Origin of the sequence: Brevibacillus fortis (assembly GCF_046196545.1) — a bacterium.
Taxonomy (GTDB): domain Bacteria; phylum Bacillota; class Bacilli; order Brevibacillales; family Brevibacillaceae; genus Brevibacillus; species Brevibacillus fortis_A.
The window spans coordinates 876,036-897,868 of record NZ_CP176370.1 but is presented as its reverse complement, the minus strand read 5'-3'; the positions used below and the strand labels follow the sequence as shown (position 1 = coordinate 897,868).

Here is a 21,833-nt window from a genome sequence, read left to right as displayed (position 1 = left end):
CCATCACCTCTCCTCATAAGGGAGAGGTTTTTTATTTTTGGACCCAAAGAAAAAACGGCAGTTCGGGGCTCCCCAAATGCCGTTTTTCCACTACCGTTTTACGCCTCGTCCCAAAAACGTCGCAGGTTGTCCATCCCAATCTTGGAACCTTCTCGACAATCCTCCATGCCTTCGAACTCGACCGTGATATAGCCATCATAGCCGGACTGCTTAACCAGCTTGACGACTTCACGAATGTTGATGTCACCTTGGCCGACTATTGCTCCACGCAGGAAGTTGCCATTGACGGTCTTGAACCATTTGCCAGCGCCTGGATCATGGTAAGACGGACGGAAGTAGAAATCTTTGAAATGTACGAGCGAAGCGTAAGGCAGATTTTTTTGCACACCGACCAGCGAAGCCTCGTCTACACACATGAAGTTTCCGATATCCAGCGTCGTTTTGAAATTCGGACGATTGACCTCATGCAAGACACGCTGCACGCGATCGCTTGCCTGCACCAGCCAGCCATGATTCTCGATTGTCGTCGTTATTCCGAATTGCGCGGCATAATCAGCGATTCGGCGGCTTCCCTCGACCATCTCAGCCAAATGCTTTTCGAAGTACTCGATCGTCGTCTCCTCTACGGGAACAGTAAAAGCGGACACATCGTGGCGCATATGCTTGATACCCATGCGTTGCAGCAGATCGACATGTGTTTTTACGCGTGCGACTTCTGCTTCGAAGGCTTCTTCGTCTGGTTGAATAAAGTTGGTCGGCATCGAGTAGTTGGACAGCTCGATCCCTACCGCTTTTGCCTTATCCCGAACAGCGTCTGCCAATTCGTAGTTATCGACCAGCGTAAAACCGTACGGCACAATCTCCATGTGCTCGCCGCCGTTATCCGCGATCCATTGCACGACATCCAGTACATCCATTTCCCCAGCTCGGATTGCTGTCAGTAGACTGTAAGTGCTCAACCCAATTTTCATCAGTTCCACCTCATTTGATTTATTTTATAGAAAGGCTACTGCTCATCATGATGAGAAATGCACCTTGTTGATAGTCACGACTTGCTTGAGACGATGGGATTCATAGGCTGCCTTCACCACTTCGAGTGTCCGCAGTCCATCCTCTCCTGTAATAGACGGAGGTCGGCCTTCCCTAACATTTTGCACAAAATCGGCGATAAGCCGCTCATCCATATCCACAGCCCAAGGTAAGTTCTGCACCTTCGAATCGCGGTCATTGTAATAGAGCGCGTGTTGCTTGAACACATCGACGTCCAACGTACCTTTGGTGCCGACAACTCGCATCGTCACATCTCCCCACGTCGGGAACGTCTTCGGCCGCGACCAGCTCGGATCAATTCCGACGATCACGCCAGACTCCATTTCCACGGAAACCAGGCCACAATCCTCTACCTCAATCTCGTAAAAGCGTGTGTCCAGCTCAGCGTAGACGCTTTTTACTTCGTCTCGGAGCATCCAGCGTACGAGGTCCATCAGATGGACGATGTGATCCGTCGCTGCCCCGCCACCAGACAGCTCTTTTTCAATGAACCAGCCACCTGGCATTTGCCCGTGGTTCGTGCCATCGATGGCGAGAATGTCTCCGAGAGCACCTGACTGAACGAGCTGTTTGACGTTTTCCATCACAGGTGCAAAACGGACAGGATAGGCAACCTGGAGCATGACACCTTCCTCTTTGCAGACCTGAATCATTTCACGTGCATCCGCAATCTCGGTGGCAATTGGTTTCTCGCACAGAATGTGCTTTTTCGCTCGCGCTGCCGCAATCACGTGCTCCTTGTGCTTGGCATTTTCTGAGCAAATAATGACCGCGTCGATACCGGATTGCAAAAAGGCTTGCAGATCTTCGTAAAAATCGAGCTGGTAGGCAGTCGCTATTTCCTCTCCACGGTGCGAGTCATCATCCCAGACTGCTATCAGTCGCGCATTCGGGTGTTTTTGCAAATAAGCAGCGTAGCTATGCGCATGCATATGGGCGAAGCTGATGATTCCTACCTTCATCCCCCGTCACCTCCGTGCATGAGCTTCACAGGTTGTCCCTTCTTGACCGATTCTCTCGCCGCCGATGCGATATCGAGAGCAGCGAGCAGATCACGAGAATGCAGACGTGGCATTTCCTGCTTCTGTACACAGCGAATCAAATGCTCCCGCTGTCGCTGCATCAGGTCCATCCCTGGGAATATTGTCGAAAGAAACTGCTTTCCCCGACTCCAGCGAATAGGGGTGCTTTCCCGGCTATCATGTGCAATCATTCCTTGATCACCAGTAAGCTCAAAGGAAGCATGTTCTGTCCCCTCCGCCCAAGATAGCTCTACATGAGCAATTGCCCCGCCTGCCATTCGAAGCATGACCAGCCCATAATGGACGATCTGTCCTGACTCATTCGTGTGCTTAACCTCTCGTGCCATCACTCGCTCAACCTCGCCGAATGTCCAGCGCAGCCAATCGAATTCATGTATTCCAAGCGCTTGAAAAATGCATTTCCCTACATTTCCAGCCGATGCAGGAGCACCTCTTCGCAAGCGAATGACGCCTGCTTTGCCGATGGCCCCATTCTTTATTTGTTCGTGCGCTTGCTCGTATTCTGGAGCAAAACGCAGCGTATTTGCGAATTGCAGCACGAGATCATGCTGATTGCACAAACTGATTCCTTCACGCCCTAGAGCAGAACCGTCTGCGCATAAAATATGCTTCCCCGCCTGGGCAGCAAGTGTCACCCATGGGTCAGCGCTGTCCGTAATAGAGCCTATATCCACGATATCGACTTCTGCTCCCTGCAAGATTTCGCGCAAAGAAGACAAGCTGTCTGCCACCCCTACAATCTCTGCCTCTTTGATCCGAAGCCAAGCCTGCGACTCTTTAACGCTTGTTCCTGCTTCCCCTGCGACCACAACTTTTGCCACGATCCCGCTCCCCCTCTCCTCGAGCTTTGTGGACTGCTTGACACAACTCTCCTATAGCGAAAACTGAAACGTATCCTGCAATAAAACAGCGGCAGCTCCTGCGACCTCTACATTTTCACCCAATGAATTCGGCCGAATCTCCAATTCCTCCGTCAGGATTCCATGCGCGTATTCCCCCACGTAGTCTTTTACTTTGGCGATCAGCAGCTCATTTTCGAAGGCAATCTCGCCGCCAAGAATGATGACCTCAGGATTGAACAAATGAATCAGATTGACCAGTCCCGAAGCCAAATAAGAAGCCGTTTCCTCCAAAATGCTGACCGCAAGCGGGTCCTGCTCTGCCAAAGCCTGACGAAACACCGCAGGAGTAATCCGGCCAACATCCTGCTCCACCAAATCCGAGATGCGGCTCGACTTTCCTTTCGCAAGCGAGGAGACCAGCTTGGAGTAAATCGTTGGCCAGCTCACGTAATTTTCCAGACAGCCAACATTTCCGCAGTCGCACCGCACACCTGCCCGATCAATCGTGGTATGACCGAACTCACCGGCCCCGCCTTTAAAGCCCCTGTAGATGGCACCATTCATCAAAATACTGGCTCCCAATCCATCCCCAATCGTGACGTACAGCATGTTTTGATAATGACTGAAATCCCCGATGGTCTTCTCGGCGAGCAAGTATGCGTTCGTGTCGTTATCCAGCCAGGTTTTCAACTGGAAACGCTGCTCGATCATTTCTTTAACAGGTGCGTTCTGCAACCGGAGCTTCGGATTGTAGCGAATCACCCCATTGACCGAGTCCACGATGCCTTGCGTGACAATTGAGATTCCCATACATGTCTCCAGACTCGCGGCTCCACGCAAAAATTGCTCAATGATGTCCATCAAATAAGCGAGGACGCTCTCCCCTTGGTACGGCTTGATTGAGTGAACTTCCTTTCGTTTGACTGCGGCTTCCAGATTCATCTCGGCAATCGTAATCCTCGAGCCAGAGATCGAAATGCCAATCAGAAAGCGACTATTAGGTGAAAACTGGACCAATATCGGTTTTCGTCCGCCATTTGACTCTCCTGTTCCCACCTCGCATACGAACGAGTCACGAATCAACTCACTGACTGCCGAGGTCACGGTAGTAGGACTCAGTTTGTTCCGCTTCGCTATTTCACTCCGGGAAATGGGCCCGTAATGACGGATCGTATCGAATATGATGGAGCGATTCAGTTCCTGGATCAGCTTTAAATCACCCGTCCTACGCATGTAACCATCCCTTTTATTCAAATCACAAATGGCAAGCGACAAAATGATCTCGGTCTGCTGCTTCCCGCAGTGCAGGTGGTGTCGTTTTGCATATGTCCATCACGAACGGACAGCGCGTATGAAACAGACAGCCTGACGGCGGATTCACCGGGCTCGGCACATCCCCCTGCAAAATGATCCTCTCCCGCTTTGCCCGTGGATCAGGAATCGGAACCGAAGAGAGCAGCGCTTTTGTATACGGATGCCCGGGATTGGCAAAAATCGTTTCCTTCGGGCCGGATTCTACGAGACTCCCCAAATACATCACGCCGATCTTGTCGCTAATATGCTCGACCACGCTCAAATCGTGGGAAATAAACAAATAGGTTAAATGAAATTCTTCCTGCAAATCTTTTAGCAAATTCAAGATTTGCGATTGAATCGACACATCGAGAGCTGAGACTGGCTCATCCGCGACGATCAGCTTCGGCTTCAAAATCAAGGCGCGAGCGATGCCGATACGCTGCCGTTGCCCTCCACTGAATTCATGGGCGAATTTCTCCGCATGATAGCTGGAGAGCCCGACGACCTCGAGCATTTCGGCGACAATCCGATCCCGCTCTTGGGCAGACAGTTTCGTATGAATGAGAAGAGGCTCTGCTACCACATCGCGAATTTTCATCCGCGGATTCAGTGAGGCGTACGGGTCCTGAAAAACCATCTGTACCTGCTTGCGCACTTCCCGCAGCTTTGTTTCGTTCATTTTGGAGATTTCTTCACCATTGATCCAAACCTTGCCCTCATCTGGCATCAAAAGTCTTGTGACCAAGCGCCCTGTCGTCGACTTGCCGCAGCCACTCTCTCCGACCAGACTGAACGTCTCGCCTTCCTTGATCTCGAACGAAACGTGATTTACGGCTTTTACGCTTTTTTTGCTGCTTAATAGACCGCTATCAATCGGGAACGTTTTTTTGATACCGTCTACCACGACTAGTGATTTAGACATGAACATCCCTACCTTCCTCTTGATAGAGCCAGCAGCGGCAAGATCGTTCCTCTCCCACCGTCGTAATGGCGGGCTCCTTTTCCCAGCAGACAGGCATGACATCCTTGCAGCGCGGAGCGAATTTGCAGCCCTTCGGCATATTGTTTGGTGTCGGTACGTTCCCTGGAACCGAATCAAGCCGCGCGCGCTTCTGCCCGATTTTGGGGACAGAGCCGATCAAGCCTTTCGTATACGGATGCCTGGGTTCGTCGAACAAATCGTAAACAGATGCTTCCTCCACAACACGCCCTGCGTACATGACCACGACACGGTTGCACATCTCAGCCACGACGCCTAGATCATGCGTGATCAACAGCATCGACATATGCTCTTCAGCCTGAAGCTGCTTCATTACGTCGAGGATTTGTGCTTGAATCGTGACATCGAGTGCAGTTGTAGGCTCATCAGCGATCAACAGGTTGGGATTGCAGGACATCGCCATCGCAATCATGATGCGCTGTCGCATACCGCCAGAGAGCTGATGCGGATACTCTCCCATAATTTCGCTTGGTCGCGGAATGCCCACCTTTGTCAGCATGCTCACTGCTTGTTCTCGCGCCTTTTGGTCGGAATAGCCGAGATGCAAACGAATGGCTTCCATCAATTGCTCTCCGATTTTCATCACCGGGTTGAGCGAGGTCATCGGCTCCTGAAAAATCATCGAGATTTCTTTTCCGCGAATACGGCGCATATCACTCTCCGAAATCGAGAGCAAATTCGTGCCGTTGTAAACAATCTCGCCATTGGTAATCTCACCAGTCGTGTCCTTGAACAGGCGCATGATCGACAGGGAAGTCACGCTCTTGCCACAGCCTGATTCGCCAACCAGTCCAAGCACCTCGCCTTTTTTTATATGAAAGCTGACATGGTCGAGGACGACTGTCTTCTGGTTGTCTCTCGTAAATTGCGTCTGCAGATGCTTTACTTCAATGATGTTCTCACTCATCTGCCCCATCTCCCTCGTTTAGTTCTTCGTTTTCGGGTCCAAAATATCGCGCAAGCCATCCCCAACCAGGTTGAACGCCAGCACGGTCAAAAAGATCGCAATCCCGGGAATGATGACCACATGAGGAGAAGTGGCGAGATAGTCACGGCCCATACTGAGCATCGCCCCCCAGTCGGGACTCTCAGGCTTCGCCCCCAGACCGAGAAAGCTGAGACTGGATGCTGCCAAAATCGAGGTACCGATCCGCATGGAAAAAAAGACGATCATACTGGAGACGGTCTCTGGAAAGATGTGTCGAAAAATAATCCGGCTGCTTTTTGCCCCCATGGATCGCGCCGCTTCTACAAACACCGCTTCCTTGGCAGCCAATGTATTGCCGCGAATCAAACGCGCAAACGAAGGAATACTGAACACCGCAACTGCCACGACGACATTCGTTAATCCCGGGCCGAGGATCGCAACGATGGCGATTGCGAGCAGCAAGTCGGGAAAAGCGAACATGACGTCACTCCACCGCATGATGAGGCGATCCAGCCATCCGCCGTAATATCCGCTAATCAAGCCTAATACCGTTCCAACCACTGCACCGACCACCACAGAAGAAAAGCTGACGCCTAGAGAGATACCCGTTCCTACGATGATACGGCTCAAAATATCTCGTCCGTATTCATCTGTCCCTGCCCAATGTTCCATGGATGGTGTCTGCAACGTTACGTCATAGTTCGGTTCGTACGGATCATACGGCGCGATCCACGGGCCAAACAGTGCTATCACAAACAAAAACAAGATAAAAAACCCAGCCCAGAAAGCTGTCTTTTGTTTTTCCCACTTCTTCCAAAACTCGCGGGCTCGGGATTTCTTTTCTGTGGGAACTACAACGTTATGCCCGATTTCTTTTACTACCTCCATTTACGTCACCTCCTTGCCATTAGCTGTCATAACGGATTTTCGGATTCAGTGCCTTGTACAAGATATCTACCAGCAGATTCACGAGAATGAACTCCAGCGAAAACAACAGGATGACCGCCTGTACGACCGGATAATCGCGAAAAGCAATGGAATCGATCAATAGACGCCCCATACCCGGAATGCTAAACACCGTCTCCACGACAACCGATCCGCCCAGCAAAAAGCCGAATTGCAATCCGGCGATGGTCACGACCGGAATCATTGAGTTTTTCAGGGCGTGCTTGCGAACGACTACAGATTCCTTCAACCCTTTTGCCCGACCCGTTCGGATAAAATCTTCCTTTAATGTTTCGAGCAGGGATGACCGTGTAAATCGGGCCAGCATCGACATGATTCCTGCTCCCAAGGTTAATGAAGGAAGCACGTAGCTTTTCCAGCTCTCGACCCCACCAGTGGGAAACCAGCCCAGCGTGACAGAAAAAACTTGTATGAGAATGAGCCCCAGCCAAAATCCAGGTAAGGAAATACCAGAAATCGCTGTCAGCATCCCTATGCAATCCGGCCATTTATTGCGGAAAACAGCAGAAATCGTCCCAATCAGCAGTCCGAGCACCAAGGCCCAGCCCAGGCTCATAAATGTCAACGTCATCGTTACGGAAAAACGATTTTCAAACATGTCGCTAATGGGAAGCCCTGTCTTCAAGGAGTGTCCCAAATTTCCTGTCAGCAGGTTTTGCATGTAGTTGACGTACTGGGTAAGCAATGGTTTATCCAAGCCCAGCTCCTGACGCACCCGCTCGAGCTCTTCCAAGGTCGCTTCTTTTCCCGCCGCCAAACGGACAGGATCACCCGGAACCAGATGGATAAAGAAGAAAATGAGCAACGACACGACAAAAATAATCGGGATGATCTCGATGAGTCTCTTCACGATATAACGGAACATGGTACGGTTCCTCCTAAAAGAAAAGCAGCGCCCAGCGGCAGACAATGACCGAACGCTGCTTCAAGTATTATTGGAACGCCGCTTCTCTTACATAGATGCCGCCACTCGGTGTGATATAAACACCGTTCACGTTCGCGCGTTTTCCGTACAAGATTTCATCGACTGCTAGGAAAATCCATGGTGCATCTTTAAACACATTTTCTTGCACGACGCCATACAGTTGCTTTTGCTTGTCTTGATCTGATGATTGTGTCGCTTCCTTGATGCTTTGGTCGACAAGGTCATTTTTGTAGAAAGCCGTGTTCGCTCCCGCAGGCGGGAAATTCTCGCTGCTAAACAACGAACGCATCGCATTGTCTGGATCAGCAGAGGACCAGCTTACGTACCACATGTTCATTTTTGCTTCCTCTGGCGACTTGATGCCGTAGATTTCATCGGATAGCGTCGCTTCTTCCATCGATTTCACTTCAACGGTGATGCCGACTTGCTTCAATTGCTGCTGGATGAATTGCATGCCTTTCATCGTATCTGAGTTCGTATTGCCCCAGATATCGGTTGTGAAGCCGTTCTCGTAGCCTGCTTCTTTCAAAAGCTGCTTTGCCTTTTCGATGTTGTACTCATAGACGCCTTGCTTCGAGTAGTGTGCGATCGTTGGGGACATCACGGATTCCAATTGCGTGCCGTATCCTGCCTTTACCACTTTAATGAACGCATCCTTATCGACTGCATGGTTGATGGCTTGACGAACGCGCGGATCATCAAACGGCTTTTTCAGCATATTGATCGAGACATAGCGGGTGATAGTGGAGGGTGTGCGCTCTACCTTTACTCCCTCTTCACCGTTCAGTGTCTCTACTTGCTGCTCCGGCAACGGATAGATGACATCGGCTTCACCCGTTTTCAGCATGGCTACGCGGGAGCCGTTTTCAGGAACGGGCTTGTAGACGATTTTACCGACCTTGGCTGCTCCCTTGTTCCAGTGATCTGGATTCAGCTCTACCGTCAGATGGTCACCCTGTACCCATTCCACGAATTTATATGGACCTGTACCGACTGGATTTTTGGTAATGTCTTTGCCGTACTTTTCCAGAGCCGCCGGGCTGATGATTCCTGTCGTGAACTTGTTAATCATCGCGGAAAACGGCTGGTTCAGCGTCACTTTCACTGTGTGCTCATCGACAACCTCTGTGGACTTGATGTATTTGTAGTTCCGATAAGCTCTCAGGTTGTTGTCTTTGTTGCTCATCCGGTCGAAGTTGATTTTGACCGCTTCGGCATTGAATGGTGTGCCGTCATGGAACTTCACGTTTTGCCGGAGCTTGAAGGTATACTCTGTCGCATTTTCATTCACTGAATATTCAGTCGAGAGACCCGGCATGAGCTTCAAATCCTTGTCATAAATCAGAAGACCTTCAAACATCGCGCTTTGGACACCTGATGACAGTGCATCCCCTGTATTTTGCGGGTCCATCGTAATGAAGTTTTCGTTTACGGCGATGACCATCTGATCCTTTTGCGGCGCTCCCGTCGTTGTCCCCCCATTGGAAGCTGCCGGAGTTCCACTACCACTTCCACCGCCACTGGAACATCCGAAAAGTAAAGCCACTGAAAAAAGTAAGACGGATGTGGTTCGCAAAAACGATGCTTTTTTCATTTCTTTTCCCCCTTGTCTTCATCTACTCTATGGGTGAGATCTGGATGTCCATGGATAGGTCTTGTCTGCCGATTATCGCGTAAATACGATTTCTCTTCCGGTCGCAGCTGATTCGTATATGCCACACAGAATCTTCATCATCTCCACACCGTCCTGCACAGGGCTGAGCGTTTCTTTTTCACCCAATATGCATGCGATGAAGTGATCAATCTCGTTTTGGAAGCCTCGCTTGAAATCAAACGATAATTTATCCATCTGCGGGCTGACATTCAGGATCGTGTCATGCTTTTCTGCAATGATGGACAGCTCTGGCTCCACCTCTGCGCCTCCCTTGTCTCCGTACAGCTTGACGGCCAACTCGTCTTTTTTCGCATGCAGGGTATAGCTCACATCTACGAAAAGGGACGCTCCGTTTTCAAAGCGAATGAGTGCATTAGCCATATCCTCGACAGTGTTTTGGGAAGGGTCGTAGTCAGCTGCTTTGTAAAAGGAGAGGTTTTTGACGTTTGCCCGATTGCCCAGCTTGTTGTATGTATTGCCGCTGACAGTCGTTACTTTTGGGCAGCCCATCAAGTACCAGCACAGATCAATGACATGCACACCGAGATCGATAAGTGGACCTCCGCCAGATCTGTCCTTGTCAGCGAACCAGCCTCCCGGATTGCCCAGACGGCGCAGACAGGATGCCTTCGCGTAATAAATCTCACCCAGCTCGCCCGCATCGATGAACTGTTTGAGCAATTGCGCATTGGTATCGTATCTTCTCACAAAGCCCACCTGGAGCAGCTTGCCACTCTCTTTTACGGCTTCTTCTATCAGGAGAGCGCTTTCAACTGTTGTACTTAAAGGCTTTTCCAAAAGCACGTGCTTACCCGCTCTAAGGGCAGCGATGGCAATATCTGCATGCGTGTTGTTCCACGTACAAATACTCACTGCGTCTACCTGTTCATCTGCAAAAACATCCTCAAGCTTGCTGTAGTAGGCTTCGGCCTCGTACTTCTGTGCTTTTTCCCGAGCGCGCTCCTCATTGAAGTCGACGACGGCACGAATTTCTGTACGCTCGTTTTGCTGGTACGATTGCAAGTGCATGTCTGAAATTGATCCTGCACCAATCACCGCAACTCTCACTTTTGCCATGATGTTGTCTTCCTCCTTGCTTCTCATTCGTTAATTAATTTTTTCAGTGGAGTAATTAATAAGATGATACAAAATTGTTTTAATTTTTGCAATACGGATTTTGATTAAAAATTTGATGCTTTCTCTCCTGGTTGATCTAGCGCAAAAACTCCCCCTGCCGCTCCCATTACTCCAGCTTCCACCCCAATCTGGCTAAGGATGACACGTACCTCCTGCGCCAATCCAGGGATACATCTCTCCCTCATGCTCTTCTCAATTTCCGGCATGAGTATGGTAGATGCGTTCATAACTCCACCTCCGAAGACGATTACCTCCGGATTAAACAAATAGATCAGATTGGCTGCTCCGACTCCTAAGTAAAACCCTGCTTGCTTGATGAGTCGCTTGGAGAATGGGTCTCCTGCTAGTGCAGCCTCACTGATCGCTTTGGCCGTGACTGGCTCATTTGTGGTTGCCAGCTTGTGGCGAGCGGCGTTTTCAATGGCAGTACCCGAAGCGTAGTTTTCCAGGCACCCTCGATTGCCGCAGCCGCATGGCGGTCCGTTCCAATCGATCGAGATATGGCCGAACTCACCAGCACTCCCATCTCTACCTGAAATCAATCGACCATCACTGATCACTCCTGCCCCTACGCCTGTGCTGACGGTGACATAGATCATATTTTGTGTGCCAGCCCCTGCCCCCCATAGCCACTCCGCGATTGCCGCTGCATTCGCATCATTGAACAGCCGGACGGGCAGTCCGAACCTCTGCTCGATCAAGGTGCCTATCGGTACATTTCTCCAGCCCAGATTGCTCGCAAAAATGACCTCGCCGCTATCGCTGTTAATCACACCAGCTGAAGCGATTCCAACGCCGCGTACTTCTTCTGAATGGATGCCGCTTGCTGACAGGACATCGTGCGTGGCGGACAGCACCCTTTCGATCACTGCCTTTTCTCCCTCTTCCGCGTACGTAGGCAGTTGCTTTCGTGCGATCAATCGGCCTGTACGGTCCACTAGGCCAGCCAAGATTTTGGTCCCACCCAGGTCCAGCCCAATCGCATACTCCTCTTTTGCCATACTCGTCTCTCCTTTGTTTACCGTAACCGCTCGATGTTAATTTCTCCAATGGCTTTATAAATTCAACTTAGCTTTATTTGTAGCACACCCCTCTCCTTTCGTCCAGATTATTCTAAAAATTCATTTCGTCGGCAGACTTCTTTCGAATACCAAGTAGTACATAGGACAGAATAGAACTGTTAAAACGTCCAAAAGGAGGATTGTACTCTGAATAAACAGACGCTGGCTGCCCATGAATCACTGGATATCCATGAAGTACTTAACTTCAAAACACTCTGCCTCGCCAAATCCAAGCTGATGCAAGGCATCGTATTTGATCAGGATTTACGAGCGTTGATGCAAAAAGATGTAGAGCAATCCTTGCAAGCAATCGCGGAGCTTCAGGCTGTTTACAAGAACGCACCCTTCCAGGCACCGATCCCGCAAACTCGTCCCACACCCATCATAAACTGAAGGTGAAAATCCGATGAACAACGATTATCAAGATCCCATTCATGCGCTAAACATGCCGGAGAAGGCAGATATGACTTTTGCCATGGACTTCCTCATCCGTGCCAAAGAAGGCGTCCGAAACACAGCAATCGCTCTGACTGAAACAGTTACTCCCGAAGCAAGAGCCATCTTGCGTAAACAACTCCACCAAGGAATTGCCCTCCATCAAGAAATCGCGGAGCTGATGGTCAGGAAAAAGTGGTTCCATCCCTACGAACTCCATGAACAGTATCAACTAGACCACCTCTCCGCCTTGGAAACGATCCAAATCGGGCAAATGAACCTCTTCCCTGAGGATACCTCGCGAAAAGGCATGTTCGATCGGACACCAGATGAACACCAGTGATGGAGGAACTTATCGATGAAAGCTGTTACATATCAAGGCATTAAAAACGTAATGGTTAAAGAGGTACCTGATCCGAAGATTGAAAAGCCCGATGATATGATCGTGAAATTGACCAGCACCGCCATATGCGGATCCGACCTCCATTTAATTCATGGCATGATCCCCAATTTGCAAGAGGATTATATTATCGGTCACGAACCAATGGGCATTGTCGAAGAGGTTGGCCCCGGTGTAACCAAGCTAAAAAAGGGCGACCGCGTCATCATTCCATTTACGATTGCTTGCGGCGAATGCTTTTATTGCAAAAACCATTTAGAGAGCCAATGTGACAATTCAAACGAGAATGGCGAGATGGGTGGCTTTTTCGGATATTCCGATACAACGGGTGGTTATCCTGGAGGACAGGCGGAGTATTTGCGGGTGCCCTTTGCGAACTTTACCCATTTCAAGCTTCCCGGAGACTGCGAGGTAGAAGACGAGAAGCTATGCCTGATCGCCGATGCGATGCCAACCGCATACTGGAGCGTAGATAACGCAGATGTGAAGAACGGAGATACCGTGATCGTTCTGGGCTGCGGACCAGTAGGCCTCCTTGCCCAAAAGTTTTGTTGGTTGAAGGGTGCAAAACGTGTGATTGCGGTTGATTATATCGATTACCGCCTGCAACATGCAAAGCGTACGAACAACGTTGAAATCGTAAACTTTGAGCAAATGGAGAATATCGGCAACTACCTGAAAGAAATCACGAAGGGTGGTGCTGACGTTGTCATCGATGCTGTTGGTATGGATGGAAAAATGTCCGCTCTGGAGTTTCTGGCGAGTGGCTTGAAGCTGCAAGGAGGCGCCATGGGGGCAATCGTCATCGCTTCCCAAGCTGTCCGTAAAGGCGGCACGATCCAAATTACCGGTGTTTATGGCGGACGCTATAATGCCTTCCCTCTTGGAGACATCATGCAACGCAATGTCAACATACGTTCTGGACAAGCTCCTGTAATCCACTACATGCCATATATGTATGAGCTCATTACCACCGGAAAAGTCGATCCAGGCGACATCATCACACACGTCATTCCCTTAAGTGAAGCAAAGCGTGGATACGAAGTATTTGATACGAAAACAGACAATTGCATCAAAGTCATTTTAAAGCCTTGATGAAATGACGGGAAGGAGGATGCTCCTGCGATGAATTACGGATTGCACGAACAGCTTGAACTGCATGAAATTGCTTCTTTTAAAACCATTTGCATGACCAAGTCCAAGACGATGCAAGCCCTGGTTTCCGATGAGACGTTGAGACAGCTTTTGGCCGACGATGTTCTCGTATCCACCAGACAGCTTCAAGAGCTGAGCTCTATACTGGCAAAAGCAAATTCATAGGGGGACAACGCATGACTGGCATTCTTCAAAGCTTAGCTGGTATGGGTGGCCTGACGGATCAAGTAATCGCCATGGACTTTCTCATCTCCGCAAAGAGCGGTGTGCGGAACTATGCGATGGCACTGACGGAAACAGGCACCCCAGAAATTAAGTCAACACTCACCAAGCAATTAGAAGAAGCAATCGATTTGCACGAAAAAATCAGCCTGTACATGATTGAGCGTGGCTGGTACCATCCATGGAATGTTACCGAGCAGATTCAGTTGGATCAGCAAAATATCCAAACCGCGTTAAATCTTCCGTGAAGTGAAAGCACCCTCTTTGGGTGCTTTTTATTTTGTCTACCATTCGACAATATCTCCTAAAGTAAAAAGAATAGACATCCTATAAAATGGTATATATAGGTAGCTTTGGGAGGGGCGATGATATTCATCTCATTATTCTGTGTAGAGTACCTCAACATTCGATGATCGTTTCAGAGCTACGTTTACTACTGTCATGAAAGGTTGATGTTCATGTTTAAAAAAGCCCTGATCATCCTGACATTAAGCTCAGTTGTCGCTGTACCAAGTGTAGCCGCACAAGCCCAAGGGGCAGCTCTACCTCTACATGAGAAGGCGCCAGCCTCCGCAAAAACAATAATCAAAAATGCCGCATTTGGTCAGGAAGTCTGGGTAATGCTCGGCTCCCCGATTCCAACCGGATGGGTCGTGATCAGATCTTCTGGCAATATGAACCTGATTAAGGATATGAACAATGCTCCTGCTGGTTACGAAGTTTGGGTAATGCTCGGCTCCCCTATTCCTGACGGATGGGTTGTGATCAGAAGTTCTGGGACTATGAACCAGATTAAAAATTTGAACAACGCTTCTTCTGGGCAGGAAGTTTGGGTAATGCTCGGCTCACCTATTCCTGACGGATGGGTTGTGATCAGAAGCTCTGGGACTATGAACCAGATTAAAAATTTGAACAACGCTTCTTCTGGGCAGGAAGTTTGGGTAATGCTCGGCTCACCTATTCCTGACGGATGGATCATTATCAGATCATCGGGAACAATGAACCTGATCAAGCGCCTATAGGCTAACATGGCATGCATCTCATCAAAAAGCTGATGTCGACAATCAATCGACATCAGCTTTTTTCCTTTTCTCTTTAGCCACAGGCTGAGGACTGTAGTTAACTTGAAAATACTGGATTATTATTTTACCATTAGAAAAACAATTTCAAAATACTTAAAAGAGATGGGCTAGTAGGAATGGAATTGTTTTTGTAATCAAAAACATATGAAAAGGAGGTCCAAAGAGAACTGTACTGGGAACCACGAAAACTCTTGCTTGGAAAGGAGCCTCATGATGTTAGAAAGAATTTTGGGTAAACTTTTATTGCTCACCATTACTCTTGTCACTCTTGTAAATGGATATTTTGTTACGCCGACAAACGCACAGGATCAATCAGAATATCGCGTGGATTTTAGTGGTGTATCCGCTTCGATCCCTGTCAATATCCGTACCGGACCGACTACTTCTGCTACTATCATCGACAAGCTTCAACCAAATACCCGCGTACAATTTTCAGGTTGGACCCGAGGTACCTCGCTCAATGACTTTTGGACAAATGCCCCTGATAATAGATGGTTTTTCTACGAGAAAAGTGGCGTGAAATACTATGTTGCCTCTGCTTTTATTAATGGAAACCCACCTGAAATCGATCAAAATAAGCCCCTCGTTTCGTACCAAGTTACCATTACCACAAACATTCCTGCTCTTAGACAGGCCTATGAAAATGCCATACGAAATTGGAACAACACAAGCATTGTTTCATTAACACCAACACAAAATGCTCCCATTACCTTAGGAGAAGGCTATGCGAGGGGTTACGATGGATTTGGTTGGTGGCAATCGAATGGTTCCGGAGTAACCGGTGGCACAGTCATCCAATGGAACAGAGTAAGCAACAGAAACGCTGCTTATTTAGAAGCCTTGGCTACTCATGAAATTGGACATGTCCTCCGACTAAATCATAGGTCGGATCACTCGATCATGAATAACTCTTGGTTGACCAGAATCACTGCTCCTACCCAAAACGACATCAACGAGCTTAGAAACATCTATAGTCGATAACTCCATTGTCCACAAAAAAGATGATGCGAGGCACTCTTTTGGCTGTCGAGAAAGTCGACGGCCTTTTTTGATGAACAGCCCCACTTTGGCGATAGACTCCTTTCCCGAAGGAGAATCCCAATGAGTAATCAAATCCTAAGTACGCGCCTGACTCTTACTAAAGTTGCATTACAAGATTGGGAGCTGATCCGCTCCATCTATTCCAACCCGACACTGATGGAGCATACCGGAGCGACGATGAGCGAGGAAGATATCCGCCGTAACTTCGAGAAAGAACTCGCCCCATGGAGCCTCGAATCCACCCACTGGCTAACCTGGATCATACGTGAAACCGACTCCGGTAACGACGTTGGCTTGATTAGCATCTGCACCCGCAACAGAGAAAATCTCACTGCGGAAGTAGGCTTCATCATACTGGACGGATTCAAAGGCAAGGGCTATGCAACGGAAGCAATCAGACGCGTAATTGATCTCGCTGTGGATACTTTTGGATTCAAAAAATTTACGGCTGTTTGTTCCGAAGAGCATGTGGCTTCCCGACGCGTTTTAGAGAAAGCTGGAATGAAGCTGGATAAAATCGGGCCCGAAAGCACTGAAATTGCGGGCACGATGGTGAATGACTGTTTGTATTCGTTGGAGAGATGACGGATTGTTTGCTTACATCGCTTTTGGCGGCATTGTACTCGGTGGAATCGTTGCCTTTGAACCAATATAACGATTTCTAGCTGCACCTAGACCAAATACAAAGATCAAGATTGACGCACAAACCAAAAGTAGAAGTGGAACAGTCCAACTGTCCGTTACATCATGCAAATATCCGAATAGGGTCGGGCCGATTGCAGCAAGTAGGTATCCAACTGATTGAGCCATACCGGACAGCTCTGCAGCTTGTTGAGCATTCTCTGTACGTAAGCCAAAAAACATCATCGATAAACTAAATGCAAAACCTCCACCAATTCCTAGCATGATGATCCACCAAACAATAAAATTCGAGCTTCCGTAAAGTAATCCAAGCGTTCCAATTAAAAGCAAAATGGTCGTAATCGTAACTAATGAACGTTGACTGGACATACGCCCTGCGATAATCGGAACGACAAAAGTAAATGGAAGCAAGGCTAACTGCATAATGGAAAGTAACCAACCAGATTGATCTGAACTTGTTCCTTGCTGTTTTAAGATTTCAGGTAGCCATGTGATAAGTACATAGAAAACCATAGATTGGAGTCCCATAAACAAGGTTACTTGCCACGCTAGTGCGGAACGCCATAAATTCACACTGCTGTCAGCCGATTGATTTTGAACGGTGGCTGTTTCCCTATTGCGGCGTTTCATTTGAGGTAACCAAAAAAATACGGATACCAAACTAAGAATGCCCCATATTCCCAATGCCCCTTGCCATCCCACTCCTAATCCAACTGCAATGGGAACACTAATTCCGGATGCTATCGCCCCCAATAAATTCATAGAAATGGAATATACACCAGTCATTAAACCAATTCGTCTAGGAAACTCTCGTTTAATCAGGCTAGGCAACAATACATTAGAAACAGAAATTGCCAATCCGAGAACAGCCGTACCGATATATAAAGTAGCGATTCCAGATAGGGAGCGCAAAATAACCCCAAGAGTAAGTAGGATGATGGAAATTAGAATCATTGCTTCTACTCCAAACTTTCGTCCTAATTTAGGAACAATAGGAGAAAAAAGTGCAAAGGCTAATAGGGGCAACGTGGTAATCATACCTGCCAGCGTATTCGAAATATGAGCATCGTCCCTAATAAGACCAACTAGAGGCCCTACCGAGGTTAAAGGAGCCCGTAAATTAGCTGCAATAAATATAATACCTACAATAATCACCCAAACTGCTGATCTAGTAGCAATTGTATTTGATTTTATATTTTGAGTGCTCATAAATTTCCCTCCTTAATTCGAAATTTAAACAAAAGTATATTATAATATTCTTTATATCGAATAAAGTATAATATAATATAACAAAGAGCAATTGTCCAATATCTATCATCTCTAATAAATCACAACAAAAAATAACCCTTTAGCAACCATTCGGTCGATAAAGGGTTATAGACGTCGTAGTCCATGAGAATACAGGGGATCGATTTTTAGACCCCATATTTCAATATAATATGGATCACAACAAGATCGTCGGATTGATTTATATATGAATGCGGGCCATCTGCACAAAAACTAATCGAATCATATTGATTCAAGGTGTATGACTCATTATTTACATGGATGGAAAGGGTTCCTGACATTACTGTCGCAATTTCCGTTGTATTGTGGTGATGCTTCTCTGGATAGTATGAGCTATTCGGTTGTAAATAAGCTCTACACGTTTCAATTTCATTACTTACGTTTTGAAAAATTGGCTCAATGACCCAATCTTTATTCTCCCCAGCAATTCTGAGTCCCTTCCCAGCTCTGGACAGATTCACACTGTTTTCGGTTGAGAATAAAGCCAAGAGTGGTATAGATAAGCATTTCGAAATTTTCCACAACACCCCGATTGTTGGGTTGGTTTCTCCACGTTCAATATTTCCGAGTGTCAGCTTGCTCACACCGGATAATTCTGATAACTCTTCAAGGCTTAAATGTTTCTCTTTACGAATTTTTTTTAATACCCCTCCAACCTGTAAAACAACTTGTTTGGGATCATCGGTTTCTAGATTCACTTTAAGCCTCCCTTTGATGAAATCATACTAAATATAAATCATAACCCCATAAAAAAGAAACCCTTCCTGCCAAAACAGAAAGGGCCTCCTCCAGCTGATCTGCTACTTAAACCAACCTTTTTCCTTGGAATGCATAATCGCTTCAATTCGATTGCTCACACCGAGCTTGTCGAGAATGACGGAGATGTAATTCCGCACAGTCCCTGTCGTAATGTACAGCTGGCTGGCAATCTCCTTGGTGTTCTTCCCGTCAGCGATCAAGAGCAGAACTTCCTTTTCCCGCAACGTCAGCGGATTCTCTTGGCCGTATGCCTCATCCACCAGCTCAGGCGCATAGATTCGTTTGCCTGCCATGATACTGCGAATCGAGCTGGCCAGCTCTTCGCTCGGACTGTCCTTGAGCAAGTAGCCGTTAGCACCTGCTTTTAAAGCTCGTTCAAAGTAACCTGGGCGAGCGAAGGTGGTGAGAATCATCACCTTGCAGCCGCTGCCTTTCAATTCCTCGGCAGCGTCCAATCCGCTTTTGACTGGCATTTCGATATCCATAATGCAAATGTCGGGCTGATGCTGATGCACGAGCTTGACGGCATCCTCACCATTACTTGCTTTGCCGACGACCTTCATATCCTCTTCCAAATCGAGCAGGGAAGCAAGGGCTCCTAAAAGCATCCGCTGATCCTCTGCAATGACAATGCGAATCATCCTCCCGCCTCCTGTTCCGGTTGTTTGAAGACGTTGGGTACCCGAATCACTAGCTGTGTTCCAGACTCCGAGGACTGGATTTCCATGCTTCCGTTGACAAATTCCAGCCGTTCCTTCATCCCACGCAAACCGTTTCCTCGGTAGACCAATTCCTCTGCCATCCCAATCCCATTGTCCGTTACGCTTACGACGAGGTCGGTGCGAGTGGGCTCGATGACAATGGAACAGTCCGTGGCATTGCTATGCTTCACAATGTTGTTGACCGCTTCTTTCAGGCACATGCACAACACGTTTTCCGTCATCAGCGAAGTGTTGGTCAGATTCGTGTCGCCTTCCAGCACGAATTCAATTTCCGCTGCATTGAAAATTTGCTTGATCCGAAACATCTCATCTTCTAGCCGCGTCCCACGCATTTGCGTGACCATTTCCCGCACTTCTTTCAAAGCGATTCGCGCGGTTTGTCTGATTTCCTCCAGCTCCGTTCTCGCCAGAGCAGGATTTTTGTTGATCAGCTTGTTCGCCAAATCGCTTTTCAACCCAATCAAGGAGAGCTTCTGTCCCAACGTATCGTGCAAGTCACGGGCAATGCGTTGGCGTTCCTCGAGCTTGACCAGCTCTGAAATTCGCTTGTTCGCATGCTCCAGCTCTCCCTGCAGCTTCTCTCGCTTATTCCAGTTGTACGTAGTCACGGGCAAGAGAATGACAGCAATCATGCTAACCAAAACAAACGGAAGCTGGCCAATCAATTGCGCGTTTTTGGTGAAAAAGCCGATGTTGACCGATATAGTGGTGCTAATCAAATGAACCGTGTACAGCGTAACGAAGCCGATCTTGTTCTCGATATTCCCGATAAAAAACGCCAGGAAGAGCGAGAAATACACATAGCCGAACATCAAGGTCATGGCGACGGATATAATGATCTGCACACTCGTCCAAAAGTAAATCAGCCAGCCCTTTGACAAGAAGGAGAATACATAGCAAATGAAAAACAGAATGATCATGATGATTCCGATCACCGCTTCGTATGTCGAGGATGACCGGAAGATGAAATAGAATGGCAGGATGTAGAAGACAACCCACACATAAGGGCTCAAGCCCGTATTTTTTTGAAGAATGTGATACCACTTCTGCTTCTGCATGCTTGCCCACCTTTTCTTCGCCACTCTCTCAAGTGTATCGGAATTCAAAGGTTTATGGCAGGCTTATTTTCCTTCCAAACTCGGTTTGGAGCCTTGAAGTGCATCCATGATCGCTTCCGATTTAGTAGCAGCCAATCGCTTGATGCCTTTGAAGCTCACAAAACGCTTGTTGCTCTCATCCCATAAATGAAAACGCAGGCACTGCAAGCTGGACGCCAGTGTAATCGTTGTCGCCATCTGGAGCGGTGGTGTCTCGTTGTGTGCTTTTTCCAGGTTGTAGTTCGGTACGCGTGGGCTTAAGTGATGGACGTGGTGAAAGCCAATATTGCCTGTGATCCATTGCAAAACCTTCGGCAGCTTGTAGAAGGAGCTTCCTTCTACAGCCGCTTTCACGTAGCTCCACTCTTCATCGTTCTCAAAGTACGAATCCTCATACGTATGCTGCACATAAAACAACCAAATCCCAAACAAGCCGGAGAAGAAAAAGATCGGACCTTGAATCAGCAAGAATGCTTGCCAGCCAACCGCCCAGATCAAGAGCGAATAAAGACCGACCAGCAGCACATTCGTCAAATACGTATTCAACCGCTCTTTGCGGCGAGCTCGCTTTACATTAAAACGATATTGGAGCAAAAAGACAAAGATAGGACCCAAACCAAACATGACGATCGGATTACGATACAGCCGATAAGCGATTTTACCCCAGGTAGAAGCTTCGAGATATTCATTGACAGTCATCATCCACAGATCGCCTACGCCTCGTTTGTCGAGATTGCTACTCGTTGCATGGTGAATATTGTGACTATTCTTCCATTGTTCATACGGAACGAGAGTAAGCACGCCGGTAATCGTCCCCACGATGTCATTCGCCAGACGATTTTTGAAAAAGGATTGGTGGCAGCAATCGTGGCAAATGATGAAGGTACGGATGACGAAGCCAGCTGCGACAATGACGATAGGCAGTGTGAGCCAATAGGACACAGACAGACTGAGATAAGCACCGTACCAAAGTACAATCAGCGGAACTAACGTATTGATTAGCTGTCGGATACTCTTTTTCATGTCGGATTTTTCAAAGGGGGCAACATTCTTTTTCAATTGGGCAATGTTGTTTTGATGCATTGCTTG

At 48.0% G+C, this 21,833-nt stretch carries 24 protein-coding genes; 8 read left to right on the top strand and 16 right to left on the bottom strand.

All coding sequences use genetic code 11. From position 1 onward, the window contains the following. Positions 1 to 98: 98 nt before the first annotated feature. From ACKKE8_RS04765 to ACKKE8_RS04715, 11 genes are all read right to left on the bottom strand, one after another. Entirely contained in the window at positions 99 to 971 is an 873-nt protein-coding gene (locus tag ACKKE8_RS04765) for a sugar phosphate isomerase/epimerase family protein (RefSeq protein ID WP_409177156.1), read from the bottom strand. Positions 972 to 1,016: 45 nt separating this feature from the next. Then, positions 1,017 to 2,012 carry a Gfo/Idh/MocA family protein gene (locus ACKKE8_RS04760; protein ID WP_409177155.1) on the bottom strand — a complete coding sequence of 332 codons (996 nt, stop codon included), beginning with the start codon at positions 2,010 to 2,012 and terminating at the stop codon, positions 1,017 to 1,019. Further along, positions 2,009 to 2,914 carry a Gfo/Idh/MocA family protein gene (locus tag ACKKE8_RS04755; protein WP_409177154.1) on the bottom strand — a complete coding sequence of 302 codons (906 nt, stop codon included), beginning with the start codon at positions 2,912 to 2,914 and terminating at the stop codon, positions 2,009 to 2,011. Before ACKKE8_RS04755 ends, ACKKE8_RS04760 begins: the two co-directional genes overlap by 4 nt. Before the next feature lie 51 nt (positions 2,915 to 2,965). Next, complete coding sequence (locus ACKKE8_RS04750; RefSeq protein ID WP_409177153.1) at positions 2,966 to 4,168, bottom strand: ROK family protein; 1,203 nt, start codon at positions 4,166 to 4,168, stop codon at positions 2,966 to 2,968. A gap of 22 nt (positions 4,169 to 4,190) precedes the next feature. Continuing rightward, positions 4,191 to 5,153, bottom strand: a complete 963-nt coding sequence (locus ACKKE8_RS04745) for an ABC transporter ATP-binding protein (protein WP_409177152.1) — start codon at positions 5,151 to 5,153, stop codon at positions 4,191 to 4,193. Beyond that, positions 5,146 to 6,138 carry an ABC transporter ATP-binding protein gene (locus ACKKE8_RS04740; RefSeq protein ID WP_409177151.1) on the bottom strand — a complete coding sequence of 331 codons (993 nt, stop codon included), beginning with the start codon at positions 6,136 to 6,138 and terminating at the stop codon, positions 5,146 to 5,148. Before ACKKE8_RS04740 ends, ACKKE8_RS04745 begins: the two co-directional genes overlap by 8 nt. An 18-nt stretch (positions 6,139 to 6,156) precedes the next feature. Then, a complete protein-coding gene (locus tag ACKKE8_RS04735; RefSeq protein ID WP_409177150.1) occupies positions 6,157 to 7,047 on the bottom strand; it encodes an ABC transporter permease subunit in 891 nt (296 codons plus the stop codon). Positions 7,048 to 7,066: 19 nt separating this feature from the next. After that, positions 7,067 to 7,990: a nickel ABC transporter permease gene (gene nikB, locus ACKKE8_RS04730; protein WP_409177149.1), complete on the bottom strand. Its 924-nt coding sequence runs from the start codon at positions 7,988 to 7,990 to the stop codon at positions 7,067 to 7,069. A gap of 67 nt (positions 7,991 to 8,057) precedes the next feature. After that, a complete protein-coding gene (locus ACKKE8_RS04725; RefSeq protein WP_409177148.1) occupies positions 8,058 to 9,644 on the bottom strand; it encodes a glutathione ABC transporter substrate-binding protein in 1,587 nt (528 codons plus the stop codon). A gap of 72 nt (positions 9,645 to 9,716) precedes the next feature. Next, complete coding sequence (locus ACKKE8_RS04720; RefSeq protein WP_409177147.1) at positions 9,717 to 10,781, bottom strand: Gfo/Idh/MocA family protein; 1,065 nt, start codon at positions 10,779 to 10,781, stop codon at positions 9,717 to 9,719. Between the two features lie 104 nt (positions 10,782 to 10,885). Further along, positions 10,886 to 11,842, bottom strand: coding sequence for an ROK family protein (locus ACKKE8_RS04715; protein ID WP_409177146.1), 957 nt, complete (start codon positions 11,840 to 11,842; stop codon positions 10,886 to 10,888). 207 nt (positions 11,843 to 12,049) lie between these two features. Here ACKKE8_RS04715 and ACKKE8_RS04710 point away from each other — a divergent pair, with 207 nt between their 5' ends. From ACKKE8_RS04710 to ACKKE8_RS04675, 8 genes are all read left to right on the top strand, one after another. Next, positions 12,050 to 12,295: a spore gernimation protein GerQ gene (locus ACKKE8_RS04710; RefSeq protein WP_409179069.1), complete on the top strand. Its 246-nt coding sequence runs from the start codon at positions 12,050 to 12,052 to the stop codon at positions 12,293 to 12,295. 13 nt (positions 12,296 to 12,308) lie between these two features. Further along, complete coding sequence (locus ACKKE8_RS04705) at positions 12,309 to 12,680, top strand: spore coat protein (RefSeq protein WP_409177145.1); 372 nt, start codon at positions 12,309 to 12,311, stop codon at positions 12,678 to 12,680. 15 nt (positions 12,681 to 12,695) lie between these two features. Continuing rightward, positions 12,696 to 13,832 carry a zinc-dependent alcohol dehydrogenase gene (locus ACKKE8_RS04700; protein WP_409177144.1) on the top strand — a complete coding sequence of 379 codons (1,137 nt, stop codon included), beginning with the start codon at positions 12,696 to 12,698 and terminating at the stop codon, positions 13,830 to 13,832. A 30-nt stretch (positions 13,833 to 13,862) separates the two neighbouring features. Continuing rightward, complete coding sequence (locus ACKKE8_RS04695; RefSeq protein WP_409177143.1) at positions 13,863 to 14,057, top strand: hypothetical protein; 195 nt, start codon at positions 13,863 to 13,865, stop codon at positions 14,055 to 14,057. Positions 14,058 to 14,068: 11 nt separating this feature from the next. After that, positions 14,069 to 14,362, top strand: a complete 294-nt coding sequence (locus ACKKE8_RS04690) for a spore coat protein (protein ID WP_409177142.1) — start codon at positions 14,069 to 14,071, stop codon at positions 14,360 to 14,362. A gap of 210 nt (positions 14,363 to 14,572) precedes the next feature. Continuing rightward, entirely contained in the window at positions 14,573 to 15,136 is a 564-nt protein-coding gene (locus ACKKE8_RS04685; protein WP_409177141.1) for a hypothetical protein, read from the top strand. Between the two features lie 273 nt (positions 15,137 to 15,409). Next, positions 15,410 to 16,177 carry a matrixin family metalloprotease gene (locus ACKKE8_RS04680; protein ID WP_409177140.1) on the top strand — a complete coding sequence of 256 codons (768 nt, stop codon included), beginning with the start codon at positions 15,410 to 15,412 and terminating at the stop codon, positions 16,175 to 16,177. A 120-nt stretch (positions 16,178 to 16,297) separates the two neighbouring features. Continuing rightward, complete coding sequence (locus ACKKE8_RS04675) at positions 16,298 to 16,822, top strand: GNAT family N-acetyltransferase (protein WP_409177139.1); 525 nt, start codon at positions 16,298 to 16,300, stop codon at positions 16,820 to 16,822. A gap of 12 nt (positions 16,823 to 16,834) precedes the next feature. Here the strand turns inward: ACKKE8_RS04675 and ACKKE8_RS04670 are convergent, their stop codons facing one another. The 5 genes from ACKKE8_RS04670 to ACKKE8_RS04650 all read right to left on the bottom strand — a co-directional run bounded on the left by ACKKE8_RS04670 (position 16,835) and on the right by ACKKE8_RS04650 (position 21,827). Beyond that, positions 16,835 to 18,088 (bottom strand): CynX/NimT family MFS transporter, encoded by a 1,254-nt coding sequence (locus tag ACKKE8_RS04670; protein ID WP_409177138.1) that lies wholly within the window; start codon positions 18,086 to 18,088, stop codon positions 16,835 to 16,837. A gap of 206 nt (positions 18,089 to 18,294) precedes the next feature. Next, positions 18,295 to 18,864, bottom strand: a complete 570-nt coding sequence (locus ACKKE8_RS04665) for a helix-turn-helix domain-containing protein (RefSeq protein ID WP_409177137.1) — start codon at positions 18,862 to 18,864, stop codon at positions 18,295 to 18,297. 102 nt (positions 18,865 to 18,966) lie between these two features. Then, positions 18,967 to 19,566, bottom strand: coding sequence for a response regulator (locus tag ACKKE8_RS04660; RefSeq protein WP_409177136.1), 600 nt, complete (start codon positions 19,564 to 19,566; stop codon positions 18,967 to 18,969). Continuing rightward, a complete protein-coding gene (locus ACKKE8_RS04655; RefSeq protein ID WP_409177135.1) occupies positions 19,563 to 20,705 on the bottom strand; it encodes a histidine kinase in 1,143 nt (380 codons plus the stop codon). Before ACKKE8_RS04655 ends, ACKKE8_RS04660 begins: the two co-directional genes overlap by 4 nt. A gap of 63 nt (positions 20,706 to 20,768) precedes the next feature. After that, entirely contained in the window at positions 20,769 to 21,827 is a 1,059-nt protein-coding gene (locus ACKKE8_RS04650; RefSeq protein WP_409177134.1) for a fatty acid desaturase, read from the bottom strand. Positions 21,828 to 21,833 lie beyond the last annotated feature (6 nt).